Raw genomic sequence first — 14,748 nt, 5'->3', positions numbered from 1 at the left:
ACCTAAATAAATGGGACATGATGCTAAAAATTATAAAAAATTAAGTCAATATATTAATTAAGACTAAACAGATAGGTGATTGGGAGACAGGTGCATAGGCGAAGTGAATCCATGCTAGGCACCACTCTCTTAACAACCATTAATATAGGGCGCTTCTTGGGTGAGTAACTCGGCCACTTCTTCAGCAAGTAAAGGTTTGGCAAAATAGTAGCCTTGAATGGTAGTACAGCCTAAGCTGATAACCTGCTCCAATTCGAGTTTACGCTCCACGCCTTCAGCCACTACGTTAAGACCCAAATTTTTTGACAACTCTATAATGGCACGCGTAATAATCTGCTGATCGGGTTTCTGATCAATATGGTCAACGAACGAACGGTCAATTTTAAGTTTACTGATTGGGAAGCGTGATAGGTAGGCCAAATTGGAATAGCCAGTACCAAAGTCATCCACGCTCAAACTCAAACCAAGCTGACGTAGCTGACTTAATGTCTCATACAGCTTTACTTCATCCTTCATCAATATACTTTCAGTCAATTCCAGCTCAATCAATGACCCTGGAACATTAGAACTGCCAAGTCGCATGGCAATATCTTTAACAAGATCATGTTGATGAAACTGTAAACCAGACACATTAATAGAGATAGGAACACAGGATAGGCCTAATGCTAACCATTGAGCCTGCTGCGCTAAGGCTTCCTCTAGTACAAATTTGCCAATATCAGAAATTAAGCCCGATTGTTCAGCAAAAGGAATAAAACCAGCAGGGCTGATTTCACCACGCTCAGGGTCTTGCCAACGGATCAAGGCTTCCATTCCTAATATGGTACCATTTAAGCCATTGACCATAGGTTGATAGCGCAAAAAAAGTTGTTTTTCTTCAATTGCTTGACGTAATCGTTTATCCATCGAAATTTGTTGTAGCGCGAGGCCGGCGAATTGTTCGGAAAACAGTTGGTAGCGCTTGCGTCCCGCTAGCTTCGCTTGGTACATCGCAATATCAGCATTCTTTACCAGCTCCCAACATTCCGTGCCATGTTGTGGATAAAGGCTAATGCCCATGGTAACCGCTAAGTCAAACTCAAAAGAGTCAATTTCACAACGCTGACAAACACTTTCCATGATGGCGGTAGACCAACGTTGAATTTGTTCGCTGCCAACAACGCCTTGAGCAACTAGAACAAACTCATCACCACTTAGGCGATAAATTTGTGTATCTGCGGGGGCACTTTGCCGTAATCGCTTTGCGGTTGCGATGAGCGCTTGGTCTCCCGCGGCATGTCCCATGGAGTCATTGATTAATTTAAAATTGTCCATATCAAGAAAAGCGACCAGTAAACTCGACGGTTCACACGCCAGTAATTTAGTTAGGTCTTGCTCTAGCGAATAACGATTAGCCAACCCCGTTAAAGAATCAAAATGCGCCAAATGTGCCAGCTTTTCTTGAGCTCTCTTGCGCTCACTTATGTCTCTTGCCGTGCCCGCGGTGCCAACTACTTTACCTGCTTTCACTACCGGCACTTTAATTAACTCAATCCAAGATTGCGATCCATCCACCGCTGTAGCGAAAAACTCTTGCCTAAGTTGCTGCCCCGTCTCCATTACTTGCAGGTCATCTTGGCGGTATTGTTTGGCATCCGCAGGATGGGAAAGATCAAAGTCTGTTTTCCCAATCAGCGTTTCGTAGTTAATGCCAAATGCGTTTTCAAACTGAGCATTCACTGTTAGAAAACGCCCTTTGGTATCTTTTACCCAAGCTAAGTCAGGCAAGCTATTCAATAGTGTTTGATATTTTTGTGTCTGATCAGACAAAGCCGCAACATCAATATGTAAACGACGATTTGCCCGCTCTAACTGCACTTTACTATTGTGCAGTTGGGTAATAGTGCTGTTTAAACTTTTCACGTTAAAATAAACGACTAACAGCAGATTAAAGAAAAGTGAATAAATCACTAAGCTCAACACACTGATTTCATTATGGAAAAAATAATACACTAAGGTATCAACTAAAACCGTAAGGAAGCACGACACAAGCAAATAATAGCGGCTAATACTAGTTGGATGGCTATCTAGTTTAACATTCATGCAATGATACACCTCTTACTACTTAGATCGTGAGCATATGTCGCTTTTACTCGACTAGAATACAGAGTTAGATATTAATAATCACACCATTTACAAATCATTGAACAAAACTAAAACACGGCTTGCAAAATGCTTATGCCAATTTCAAGATTAATCAGCAAAACTTGAAACTACAAAGTTCTATGCTAATGGCGCCACAACTAGAGAATTGATAATAAGAAGAGCGGCCCTTAATACAGATCTTCACGACCAAAATATCGAGCTTTAATTTCAGTAAATTCAGGCTCTATCATTAGCTCTTTCAATGCTTGTTCAATCTTACTTGATAGGTAGCGATGGTTAGATAATTTTGAAAAACCAATATACAGCGCCAAATCCTGCTTGGGTTGATAAGCGGCTTTGGATAATTGTTGCCAAAGACCTCTTTTGTTTATCTCATACTCAACCTGACAATCTGTACCAATAAATACTTCCAAGTGCCCTTTTTTAGCCATTCTAAGCAGTTGAATTTCTGTTGGAACCCCATGTTTTACCATTGCATCATCAGAGTCAAAAGGCTCAAAGTAGGCAGAGTCCAGTACATATCCAACACGATAAAAATACAAATCTTGGTAACTATTAATGGGCTTAGGGATGTCTTTTTGCGTATAAAAAGCGGGTCGACAATGATAGTAACTTGTTGGTATATAATCGATAAATTGTTCACGTTCGGCCGTTTTAGCTAGCCCAACCATCATGTCGACTTGACCTATCTCCATGTGACTTAAGGCCCTCGCCCAAGGGTAACGCTTAACATTGAATTGGATCCCCGTTTTAGCACTTAAAGCCTGTAGCAAGTCAATATCAAACCCTGTAAACCCCCCTTTCTTATCAATGCTAATACGAAAAGGAGGCCACTCGTCAGTCGCCACTATGACACTGCTATTCGGCGCAGGTGAAGACAGACTGGGCATTGCAGGATTGGAACAAGCTGCCTTAGGTATGAGTACCAGCATAAAAACCATAGTAACGATAAGGGCTTCTCTCATAGCTAACCTCAACGGTAGACAGCAAACTCTAGGGCTTTAGTGAGTATAGATGAGTTTACTCTCGTTAGCGGAGCGCCCCCTAATCGCGAATGAAAACCATTAAGTAAAATCGCAACTAATACGTGCATCACACCTGCACCTTTACGGTACGGCAATTGACATCACAAAATCCCATCGCAATTAATTTTTTATAATTGCATTTAACTTGTTTACTTTGTCTTGAGCTGTGTTAATATCGTACACGGCCTGTCAGACAGACCTTTGTTTATATGTAATACTACAATGTTATGCTTTAGAAACCTTCGTTCCATCTGTTAATCAGTTAGTGTCATGAAGTCTTTCCTTACATAGTTTTTGCAACACATAAATAATTCTTTTCTGGCTACTACAACGCATTTTATGCGAATTATTTTTGAAAAGTTAGGAGACAAACATGTCTAAATCAACTGGTATCGTTAAATGGTTCAACGAAGATAAAGGTTTCGGTTTTATCACTCAAGATAACGGCGGCGCTGACGTATTCGTACATTTCCGTGCAATCGCTTCTGAAGGCTTCAAAACGCTAGCTGAAGGTCAAAAAGTTTCTTTTGACCTAGAGCAAGGCCAAAAAGGTCCTCAAGCTGCTAACGTAACAACTCTTTAATTTAAGAGTTTTTACTTAGTAAAAAAGCTGACTTAGGTCAGCTTTTTTTGTTTTTACACTTTCTTAATTATTTGTCCCATCATTTTCTCCCTGATTTCTAAGCTTTATCAATAAAAAACGGCTGATGTAAACACACCAACCGCTTTGATTATTAAGTGGATGCTTTAAGAGAACTGATTCATCGTATTATTTTGTCCCGATGCTTTCAGAGCCTGATTGCCTGAAAAGTACTCTTTGTGATCATCACCAATGTTAGAGCCAGACATGTCTTGATGTTTAACCGAGGCGAGACTTTGTCTGATTTCTTGTCGCTGTACCCCTTCCACATACGCCAACATGCCCTGCGTGCCAAAATAGTCTTTCGCAAGATTATCTGTTGACAGCGCTGCTGTATGATATGTTGGTAAGGTAATCAAGTGATGGAAAATACCTGCCTGTTTAGACGCATCTTGCTGGAAGCAACGAATTTTCTCATCCGCGACTTGGGCTAGCTCACTGTCATCATACTGTTGACTCATTAAGTTTTCACGGTGATAACTGCTTAGATCTCTGCCTTGCTCTTGCCATGCATCGAACACTTGTTGCCTAAAGTTTAGTGTCCAATTAAATGACGGGCTGTTGTTATATACCAGCTTAGCATTTGGGATAACTTCTCGAATGCGATTCACCATACCTGCAATTTGCTCAACGTGAGGCTTTTCGGTTTCAATCCACAATAAATCAGCACCGTTTTGCAACGAAGTAATGCAGTCTAAAACCACTCTGTCTTCACCCGTATTGGCTTTAAATTTTACTAAACCATTGGCTAAACGAGTTGGTTTGATCAATTTATCTCCTTGGCGGATCACCATATCCCCTGAGTCTAAACTGCTTACATCTGTTACTTCTTCACCGTCAATAAACCCATTGTATTGATCTGCCAAGTCACCAGCGAATTGTGAAACTGGAATTTTTTGTGTTAACCCCGCGCCTAATGAGTCGGTGCGCGCCACAATAATACCGTTCTCAATACCTAACTCCATAAAGGCATAGCGCACCGCATTAATTTTGGCTAAAAAGTCTTCATGTGGCACGGTCACTTTACCGTCCTGATGGCCGCATTGCTTAGCATCAGACACTTGGTTTTCAATTTGGATACAACAAGCACCTGCTTCGATCATTTTTTTAGCTAGCAAATAGGTAGCCTCTTCATTACCAAAACCAGCATCAATGTCAGCAATAATGGGGACGACATGCGTTTCAAAATCGTCAATACGTTTTTGCACAGCACGCTCTTTGACATGATCGCCCTCTTGTCTTGCGCTATCTAAATCTTTAAACAAATGATTCAACTCTCGAGCATCGGCTTGTTTTAGAAAGGTGTATAGCTCTTCAATTAACGCTGGCACCGAAGTTTTCTCGTGCATCGATTGATCTGGCAATGGACCAAACTCAGAGCGCATGGCTGCCACCATCCAGCCTGATAGATACAAATACCGACCTTTAGTCGTGCCAAAGTGCTTCTTAACTGAGATCATTTTTTGCTGACCAATGAAGCCATGCCAGCAACCCAAAGATTGCGTGTATTGGCCTGCATCATTGTCATAACTTTGCATGTCACGGCGCATAATATCTGCGGTGTATTGTGCGATATCCAACCCAGTTTTAAAGCGATTTTGTAATCGCATTCTTACGACAAACTCAGGGTTAATCGCGCGCCATGTATCACCTTGTTGCGCTAAAAAATTGCTGGCATGAGTCATTTGTGTTGTATAAGTCATCATATTTCGCCTCTTTTATCCTATGGTTTGTGCGCTGGCCATAGCAGAATTATTCAGCCATGTGCAAGCGGGTTGTATCTCACTTATTTTGTGACTGTTCGCCAACTTTCGGTGTCGATCTTTTTAGCTCGCCCACTGAACTCAACTCAGTGGGCACCTTCCTTCAGTACAACTTCACGCGACGGCGTTAAGCTTGTTTCGCGAGTTGTCGATATTGATGTAACAATGGCTCGGTGTAGCCACTTGGTTGATGCTCTCCTTCAAATATCAAGGCCTTAGCAGCTTGAAATGCTAAGCTTTGCTCGGTATTTGGACTCATATTGCAATAACCCGCTAAGCCCGCGTTTTGCTGATCTACCTGCTGCGCCATGCGATCCATTACGGCCTCCACGTGCTGCTGTGTGCAAACCCCATGCTTTAACCAATTAGCGATGTGCTGACTAGAAATACGTAAGGTTGCCCTGTCTTCCATTAAGCCTATATTATTAATATCTGGCACTTTTGAGCAGCCAACCCCCATCTCAACCCAGCGCACCACGTAACCTAAAATGCCTTGGATATTGTTAGCTAACTCATTTTCAATTTGCTCATGGGTCAACCCTTGCGGTGCCGTCATTAATGGAATAGTTAACACCTTGGATAATGGGGTAGCAGTGCGTCCTTTGAGTTGCTGCTGCACTTCATTTACATTTACTTGGTGATAGTGCAATGCGTGTAGCACTGCTGCGGTGGGTGAAGGCACCCAAGCCGTACTCGCACCTGAGCGAGGATGATCAATTTTTGCTGTTAGCATCGAAGCCATTTCATCGGGCATCGCCCACATACCTTTGCCTATTTGCGCTTTACCAGGAAAGCCGCAGGCTAAACCAGCATCGACATTGGCGTTTTCATAAGCTTGGATCCACACCTGTTGCTTAATCTCATTTTTAGGTAGGAAAGGCCCCGCTTCCATGCTGGTATGAATTTCATCACCGGTGCGATCTAAAAATCCTGTGTTGATAAAAAATACCCGCTCTCTCGCTTCATAGATACAGGCTTTAAGGTTAACAGTAGTGCGACGCTCTTCATCCATAATGCCTAATTTGATGGTATTGCGCGCCAGCCCTAACATGTCTTCAACCCGTGCAAACAAACGACAAGTAAACGCCACTTCTTCAGGGCCGTGCATTTTCGGTTTAACAATATAGATGCTGCCAGTACGACTATTATGAATATCGCGTTTGCTCATATCCGCATCATGCGCATGTTGCAGATCCAACATACCAATCATGCTAGTTACCACTGCATCAATCATACCTTCAGGGGCAAAATTACCTTGGGCATCTTGCATCAGCTCGGTGTCCATTAAATGGCCAACATTCCTAACAAGTAACAACGAGCGACCATGCAAGCGATACTCTTCACCATTTTTGCAATTGAAAATTTTGTCGGGATTTAAATGGCGCGCCATTATGTGGCCGTTTTTTTCAAACTCAGCGGTTAGGTTACCTTGAATTAACCCCATCCAATTACGGTATGCGGCAATTTTGTCATTGGCGTCTACTGCAGCAATGGAGTCTTCAAAGTCCATAATGGTACTAAGGGCGGCTTCCACTTTAATATCATCAATGCCTGATAAGTCGTGCTGGCCAATAAAGCCTTGTCGGTCGATGATAACTTCAATATGCAAACCGTTATTTTTCAGCACAATAGAGCTAGGATCGGCTTTTGAGTTAGCGAAAGCAACAAACTGGCAAGGTGACACTAAGCCTGATTCAGAGCCATCGGGAAAGTAAGCTAACAAATGCTGGAAATACACCGTATAGCTGGCCACATCATGATGGGAGCCTTTTTCTAAAGGACACACTTGATCGAGAAAGTCTTTTGCAAAATCAATTACATGTTTGCCGCGAGCTGGATTATATTTACGACAAGGTGCCAACCCTGAATCAGCAGGGATCGCATCGCTGCCGTATAACGCATCGTATAAACTCCCCCAACGCGCATTGGCTGCATTGAGTGCAAAGCGAGCATTCATTACTGGAACCACTAACTGGGGACCCGCTAATTCTGCAATTTCTTGGTCAACATTGTCAGTTGTGATAGTGAAAGCGGCTGGTTCATCAACTAAGTAATTAATTTCACGAAGAAAGGCTTGGTAACTTTCCATATCGAATTGAGGATTAGCACGATGCCACTGATCAATTTGGTCCTGCAACTGCTGACGTGTTCTTAATAGAGCGCGATTTTCAGGGGCAAGCTCATCGACTAATGCCGTTAAGTCATCCCAAAATTTCGCTGAATTAAGACCAGTAAGGGGAAGAACTTCTTCGTTGATAAAGCGATAGAAGCCCTGATTAATTTCACATTGTTTTTTAAGCGCTTGGTTCATGGCCTCTTCCTCTAAATACGATCAGGCGGTTTATGGTTAAAGTGTGAGCAATGGTTGGTGTTTATTTGTTCACTGAATGGAAGTGTAGAGGAAGACTGACTAAAATTTCACAATAGAAATTTCACAGTGTAAATTTTACAAAATGAAAAATAGTAAAAGTTTATTCCGTCAATCGCACTTTCTTGGCACAAAAATCCGCAATTTACGCAAGCGAAATAACCTTACACTGGAAGACTTATCTGCGCGCTGCATTAAAGTCAGTGCAGAAGAAGCGCCATCAGTCTCATACTTATCGATGATCGAGCGCGGTAAACGTGTCCCCAGTGAAGAAATGCTCACCGTCATCGCTACCGTATTTCAAAAAGAGGTGCAGTGGTTTTTAGATGATGAACCGGAACCACAAGACATTACTCCGGCCAAAGGCAATCATGGTGGCATCAGTGGCATGGCGCTTGAGCCAAGCTTCTTGTTCTCTGATGAAGTGCTACAAATTGCCATACCCGAAATGCTGTCGCAAACCGGTACCACAGGTCGACAATTTGCCCATTTGCTGATCCGCGCTCATCAAGAGCACCATCAAAATCATTTTCCTGATCTCGAGCGTGCCGCTGAGTCTGTTGGCCATAAAAAAATGCCTCTGCATGTCGAAGACTTAGTTGAAATAGCTGAAAATGTGGGTTTAACCGTTAAGTGGTTTGACCGCGCTAGTGAAGAAATCATTGACGATCAAGGCGAACAATCAAAACGAGTGATCAGCTCGTTTTTCGAGCCACCGGCAACGGTTTACCTCAATGAACAACTTAAAAAGCAACAAACCCGCTTGAAATATGATTTGGCCGTGCATATCGGTCATTGCGTATTACACAATAATGATGGCGTGAAAAGCGTGATGGTAGCGGGACGCAACCAAAGCTATGGCTTACACGAAGATCACTCTCAGCAACATTCTGCTGCCACGTTAGACTCCCAAGATATACTCCATGCTTGGCGAGACTTTGAATGTAGTTTTTTTGCCGGCGCCTTGCTTTGCCCTAAAGTACCCTTTCGCCAATTACTTGATCGTCGTGGCTATGAGATCAATGTCAGTGAATATTTAGCGGTGTCGGAATCTGTGGTAATGCGGCGGATGACGGCTGTATCACCCTATCCGCACTGGCATTACTTTGATGCCTATGCCCCTGGTAAACTCAAAGCAGTGTACCGTGGCAATGGCATCCCTTTGCCTTGGGGCAATATGCGTTTGGTTAACGATCCTTGCCAGCATTGGTCGGTATTTCGCATGATAAATACGTCGTCTACTGGTACAGCTGCGCAAATATCGATATTAAATCAAGGTGAAATCCCAAAAATCTATTGCTGCGAATCAATTAAAGTGGAAGATTTGGCGGGCAACCATCATGTTCTTTGTACTGGAATCGATCTCAACCCTGCATTGGATGCACAAGGGCATGACAGTCTCATTATCGCCACTGAACTTAAATTAGCTTGTATGAAAAACGGCGGAGAAACGATTATTCCAGCAAAAATAAAAAAAATCCTACTCAGCGTGGCTCAAATCCTTAACATTGCCTGGATTGAACGCGGTATAAATAATGAAGCGAGGTTAATTTGCGCTCGCGGTATCCAGTGTCCACGAGAGCCAAAATGTTACGCCAAGGATACCTGTCAGCAAGATGTGTTTGATGTTCAGAAAATACAAGCACAGATTATTCAATCACTAAGTAATTAATAAATCAAACCCACTCGCTAGCTTCACTTCTTTCACTCTAAACCACAAAACGGGCGACATCATGCTGCATCTCTGCAGCATGAGTTTGTAAATTTTGGTTACTCGTCCGACTACGTTGCGCATCAGCTAATAACTGTTCCGCAGCACAAGATATACTCTGAGTGGCATCACTAACATGAGCAACCGTGCTTTTTTGCTCTGTTGTTGCAACGGCTATTTGTGCGGTCATGTTTTTTATTTTTTCAAATTCACAACGCGTTTGTTTTATATATTCGCTGGCTTGATTGACTTGCTCAACAGTGCCATCGACTAGTGTTAAACCGCTTTGCATTGAGCTAGAAGACTGCTGAACGGCTTGCTGTAATTGTGTAATAATTTTTTCAATATCGACAGTGGATGTTTGTGTACGCTGCGCCAGCGTGCGCACCTCATCGGCAACAACAGCAAAGCCTCTACCTGATTCACCCGCTCGCGCCGCTTCAATCGCAGCATTGAGAGCCAATAAATTCGTTTGCTCCGTAATTTCACGGATCACCGCAACTACTTGACCTATTTCTTGGCTCGCTTGTGATAAATATGAAATGTTATCAACACTTTGTGTTATCTGCTGCTGCAATTTATCAATGCGATTTTGGGCTTGCTGCATGGCTTCATCACTTTGGCGAATAATGACATCAGCATGCTCAGCACTGTGGGATACCTGCTCAGTGTGCGCGGCGACTTGCTCTACAGCTATCATCATTTGCTCTACAGAGCTAGCAACAGCTAAGGTTTTATTGCGCTGCTCTTCTATGGCTTGGCTAGAGCTGTTCGACAATTCCACACTATCTTGTGCGCTGCTACCAACAATATTACCTTTATTTTTTATCTCTATTACCAGCGTGGCTGTCGTGCGAATAAAACTATTAATCGCATGAGCAAGGCGGGCAATTTCATCTTTGCCTTCAATCTCAATTTTTTGAGTAAGATCGCCATCGCCATTGCAAATGTCCTCCATACGTGAAGTTGCGCATTTTAAGCGCTTAGTCACACGAATAGATTGCCAAATTAAAAATGTGGCTATCAAAGTCGTTAATAACGCGGCCATACTGATACCACTTAGACGACCTTGATCCAGCGCAGCAGCTGACTGTAACGCTAATAAGTCACTTAATTGCGCTATCTCTTCTTCCACTTGATGAATATTCCCCCTTAACTCTCCCCTTAACCCTGACTGTTCATCAAGTCCACGTTCAATAAGCGATTCAACTAATTGGTTACTGACCTGTTCAAAAGCGCTGACAGCCTGATGTTGAGAGCTATTAGGATCAGAAAAGTTGGTTTTAACAACGGCAATATGCTGATTAAGCTCAGGATGTAAATCAATATCTCGGCTGGCCATAAAATGCTGTTCAAGCAATATTAACTTAATAATATCAGCTTGTTTGCTGGTATCTTGAACATAGCGTACGCTTTGATAAACATTATTTTCGGCTAGTTTTAACGCAGCTTGTAGACCTTGACTATGGTCTAAACCAATACGCTTATCGACTGCTGTTAATTTCTGAAAAGTAGCCGTATATTGGCTTAACAAAGCCTGACTGTTATGGATGTCAGTTTGAATATGGCTATCAGGCGCTAAAGACTGCTTGAACCAATCTAAGCGCTGCGTCATTTGCTCAAAACGCAGGTTAAACTGGTCGATGTATTTTTCATTCTTGCGTAATAGAAAATCTTTTTCATGACGTCGTAACATCAACATATCTGATTGTAATTCTTTAGCTTGAATCTGTTGTAAACCGAACTGCTGCATCTGACCACTGGCTTGCCAGAGTAAATACGTCATCAACCCCATGCCTAATATCACTAATAATGAGATCAATAAAAACACTTGTTTAATGGAAAATGACATGAGGCGCCTCAGCTTTAAATCGATCTAATTAACAATTAATACAATAGTAGTGGATAAAAGGGATATTAGCTTTTATGCGGACGAGTGGTAAAATAACGCGATAAACGAGTAAAAAAATCGATTAAAAAGCTATTTTTTAAGCAAACGATGCAAACGCCCGCAACATTAATAATATGCAGGCTCGTCAGGAAAATAAGTGATGTTGATTAGGCGGGAAATTGAGCTAAAAAAGGGCCATTATTACTTGGATAAATGATGTATTCTCCGTGATATTTCACCTTAGACTTGTAATCCGTTACTTTAAAAAGTAGCAAATTTTCCGCTAGAGCTAATGAAATTAACTGCTCGACATTACCACGAATATAGCAAGATAACGGTCGAATAAGCCGCTTTTCCTCAGGGTGTATGGCCCGTTCATATTGCTGACGACAGATCACCAAAGAGTCCATTCCGGCACTATTGCGTTTCATTTTTCGGTCAATAACTGAGTCAGTGATCAACGACCAACCCGCCTCCGCTAATTGATCAAATAATGCGTCAATTTGAGTTTCATATACCTTGGCGAGAGAGCCTTGCTCAGACAAAAAAGAGCCATAAATTCTAACGATATTTTCAAACGTCTGTTTAAGTTGAGCATGTTTACCCAAGCTTCGACCTTGCTGCTGCCAGACCAATAAAACAGCCGCGACACAATGCTCAAAACGCTGTGTTTTAATCGCTTTAGTCACCCAAGCATTAAGGTAATGGGTTTGATTTACTGGGGTACGAGAGACGCTGCCATCTAAGTGAGCTTGCTCTAACTCGTTAAGTGCGATGCTAGCTAAATCATAAACTGCTTTAGCAAATGTAGGACTGGCTTGGCTGGACATTGAAAAACTCAAAGTAAAAAAACACTATTTTACCTATTTTGTATTTCGCTGACTATGCTTCATGACTTTGACTGCGAAAACTGCTGGCGAAACTCGCTCGGTTTCATGCCTTTGTAGCGCTTAAATTGACGATTAAAGTTAGCCAAATTATTAAACCCGACACGATTAGCGATGGCTGAGATGGCCTGATTTTTATTAATCAACTGCTCACAAGCTTTGCCAATACGGTACTGGGCAAGGTGCACTGAAAAACTGTTGTTAAAATGTTTTTCAAACATGCGATAAACGCTGCTCTTACTCATATGTAAATGTTGGCATAAGTCATCGACAAGGATCGGTGTGTGATAATACTGCTCAATAAACGCGGTGGCCTTCGTCAGCTTGTTATGCTGTTTTTCGGTTTCTTCAACATAGGGTTGTGAGCTGGATGTGATTAGTTTTTGCTCAGATGACTCAGCCATGATAGCTAAAATAGCAAGAACATCATTCACTTGTTTCAGCGGACTGGACTGAGCATGAAATTGAAGGTGCTGATAAACTTGTTCTGCGGCTTGCTGACTGAATAAAAGCCCTTGATTACCACGCTTTAGCATGCGCTGGATCCCTTGATATTCCGGCAGTAGCTTAATCAGGCTATTAATCCATTGACCACTAAACCAAATCACAAATGTATCATTGTGAACAGCATTATTGAGCAGTGAGTCGATAGTATTGGTGTGAGGTAAATGAGGGCCAAATAAAGCCAAGGTATTGTGGCTAAATGGCAAAATAGCATCGCCCACGAACAGCTTACCAGCACAGTCGCGCTTAAGCACTATTTCGTATTCTAGATGGTAGTGCCAATCGAAATGACTCTCTGTACATTGGTAATGCATCACTCGCCAAGGTCGCGTGTGATCGCCACACATTTTTTCAATATAAGGTTTCATTCCTACTTCTTTATTCTATTTATTCATTTATGCCCAACCGAACGACCTTATAGTATCAGAAGCTGAAACAAATGAATCACTTTTCCCCTGTCAAACACCTACATTAACGCCATCAGATTGACCAAAATAATCCCTAATCAAGGCAGTAACATGATAAAAAATCCCGTCTCTATAATATTTATAGTCACGACCTTTATTTCCGGTCTCAGCACGGCCCTTGTTTTTCCACTTACTAGCTTATATTTGGTAGATGCTATTGGCTGCTCACCATTAGAGATGGGGGTTTTCTTAGTGGTGATGGTGCTAAGTAGTGTGATTGCTTCGATGTATTTAGGTAAAAAATCTGATTCACATTGGAGCAGAAGCGCCATACTAAGCGCAGCACAAATTAGCTTTTTTATTGGCGTGGTTATTCTTGCTTTTACCCGTGATTATTACATCGCACTTGTCGCCGCTATTGTCTTCTTAAGTGTGGGCGGTGCAGCCTTACCACAAATTTTCACATTAGGCCGTCTTTACGCCGATAAAGAGCTGAACAATAACAGCGCGCAATTTTTATCAGTGATACGTGCGGGAATAGCCTTAGCTTGGGTAGTCGGCCCGCCCATCGCCTTTTTACTCAAAGAGCAATTAGGCTTTACCGCCACGTTTGTTTGCTCTGGCCTGTTGGCATTATCGATGTTGTTGTTAATCAGCTATCTACCTGATCACTCAAAATCTCTAGCAGACCAACCTAGCAGCAACGATGAGCCGGTACCGAATGCCCAGCATTGGCTGCTGATCCCAGGTGTTGCTTTGTTTTTACTTAGCACGCTCGCCATGTTTTCTGCTAACAATATGTATATTACAGCACTACCTATCTACCTTACCAAAGAGCTCACATACAGCGCACAATGGGCTGGCTATCTAATGGGAATGGCTGCATTTGTGGAAATTCCATTTATGGTGTTAGCGGGTAGCTTAGCAAATAAAATAGGGACAACCCGACTACTTATCGTCGGCGTTATTTCTGGCATAATCTATTACAGCGGCTTGCTTGTTTTGACAAACATTTGGCAGTTACTTGCACTGCAACTGTTCAATGGCATTTTTATTGCGATAACCGCCAGTCTTGGCATGATTGTGATGCAAGATTTAATGCGTAGTCAAATGGGACTGGGCACCACACTGTTTAGCAGCGCACAGCAGCTGAGCATGTTAGTAGGCAGTTTGTGCGTGGGTCTAATTGCACAATACTTCGATTATTACGCTGTTTTTATTGGCTCATTAGTGGCCAGTATACTGGCTTTAACTATCCTTTTGGGTGTAATGCTTAGAACGAGTCAGCAAAATAAGCTGCTAACCAGCAGCCAAACTTCAGCATAGCCTGCATTGCTAAGCGAGCATAAATAACAGACTTACTTTATTTAGGACCCAAATCATCATCCTTGATTAAGCGGAATAGTC

10 protein-coding genes are annotated in these 14,748 nt (G+C 42.3%); 3 read left to right on the top strand and 7 right to left on the bottom strand.

Annotated features, from left to right (window positions below; all coding sequences use genetic code 11):
• Window positions 1–129 precede the first annotated feature (129 nt).
• Both K1M91_RS11895 and K1M91_RS11890 read right to left on the bottom strand, forming a co-directional pair.
• The gene (locus K1M91_RS11895) at window positions 130–2,082 is read right to left on the bottom strand and encodes a GGDEF and EAL domain-containing protein (protein WP_232801982.1); all 1,953 of its coding nucleotides are present in this window, start codon (window positions 2,080–2,082) and stop codon (window positions 130–132) included.
• Window positions 2,083–2,312: 230 nt separating this feature from the next.
• The gene (locus tag K1M91_RS11890) at window positions 2,313–3,110 is read right to left on the bottom strand and encodes a transporter substrate-binding domain-containing protein (protein WP_232801981.1); all 798 of its coding nucleotides are present in this window, start codon (window positions 3,108–3,110) and stop codon (window positions 2,313–2,315) included.
• 433 nt (window positions 3,111–3,543) lie between these two features.
• Here K1M91_RS11890 and K1M91_RS11885 point away from each other — a divergent pair, with 433 nt between their 5' ends.
• Window positions 3,544–3,753, top strand: a complete 210-nt coding sequence (locus tag K1M91_RS11885) for a cold-shock protein (protein WP_232801980.1) — start codon at window positions 3,544–3,546, stop codon at window positions 3,751–3,753.
• A 164-nt stretch (window positions 3,754–3,917) separates the two neighbouring features.
• On the opposite strand, the gene K1M91_RS11880 is transcribed toward K1M91_RS11885, so the two are convergent.
• A complete protein-coding gene (locus tag K1M91_RS11880; protein WP_232802019.1) occupies window positions 3,918–5,513 on the bottom strand; it encodes an isocitrate lyase in 1,596 nt (531 codons plus the stop codon).
• A 187-nt stretch (window positions 5,514–5,700) separates the two neighbouring features.
• Window positions 5,701–7,884: a malate synthase G gene (locus K1M91_RS11875; protein ID WP_232801979.1), complete on the bottom strand. Its 2,184-nt coding sequence runs from the start codon at window positions 7,882–7,884 to the stop codon at window positions 5,701–5,703.
• Window positions 7,885–8,026: 142 nt separating this feature from the next.
• Between K1M91_RS11875 and K1M91_RS11870 the strand changes: the two genes are divergently transcribed.
• Entirely contained in the window at window positions 8,027–9,613 is a 1,587-nt protein-coding gene (locus tag K1M91_RS11870; protein WP_232801978.1) for a DUF3612 domain-containing protein, read from the top strand.
• A gap of 37 nt (window positions 9,614–9,650) precedes the next feature.
• Here K1M91_RS11870 and K1M91_RS11865 read toward each other — a convergent pair whose 3' ends face one another.
• The 3 genes from K1M91_RS11865 to K1M91_RS11855 form a co-directional block, all read right to left on the bottom strand.
• On the bottom strand, window positions 9,651–11,504 hold the full coding sequence (locus K1M91_RS11865; protein ID WP_232801977.1) for a methyl-accepting chemotaxis protein: 1,854 nt from the start codon (window positions 11,502–11,504) through the stop codon (window positions 9,651–9,653).
• Window positions 11,505–11,710: 206 nt separating this feature from the next.
• Window positions 11,711–12,373: a DUF2913 family protein gene (locus K1M91_RS11860; protein WP_232801976.1), complete on the bottom strand. Its 663-nt coding sequence runs from the start codon at window positions 12,371–12,373 to the stop codon at window positions 11,711–11,713.
• Between the two features lie 59 nt (window positions 12,374–12,432).
• Window positions 12,433–13,302, bottom strand: coding sequence for an AraC family transcriptional regulator (locus K1M91_RS11855; protein WP_232801975.1), 870 nt, complete (start codon window positions 13,300–13,302; stop codon window positions 12,433–12,435).
• Between the two features lie 150 nt (window positions 13,303–13,452).
• Between K1M91_RS11855 and K1M91_RS11850 the strand changes: the two genes are divergently transcribed.
• Window positions 13,453–14,667, top strand: a complete 1,215-nt coding sequence (locus tag K1M91_RS11850; RefSeq protein WP_232801974.1) for a sugar efflux transporter — start codon at window positions 13,453–13,455, stop codon at window positions 14,665–14,667.
• Window positions 14,668–14,748: the final 81 nt, after the last annotated feature.

It is taken from the genome of Motilimonas sp. E26 (assembly GCF_021278025.1).
GTDB lineage: Bacteria > Pseudomonadota > Gammaproteobacteria > Enterobacterales > CBDFNC01 > Motilimonas.
This window is presented reverse-complemented; position numbering and strand designations above follow the sequence as displayed.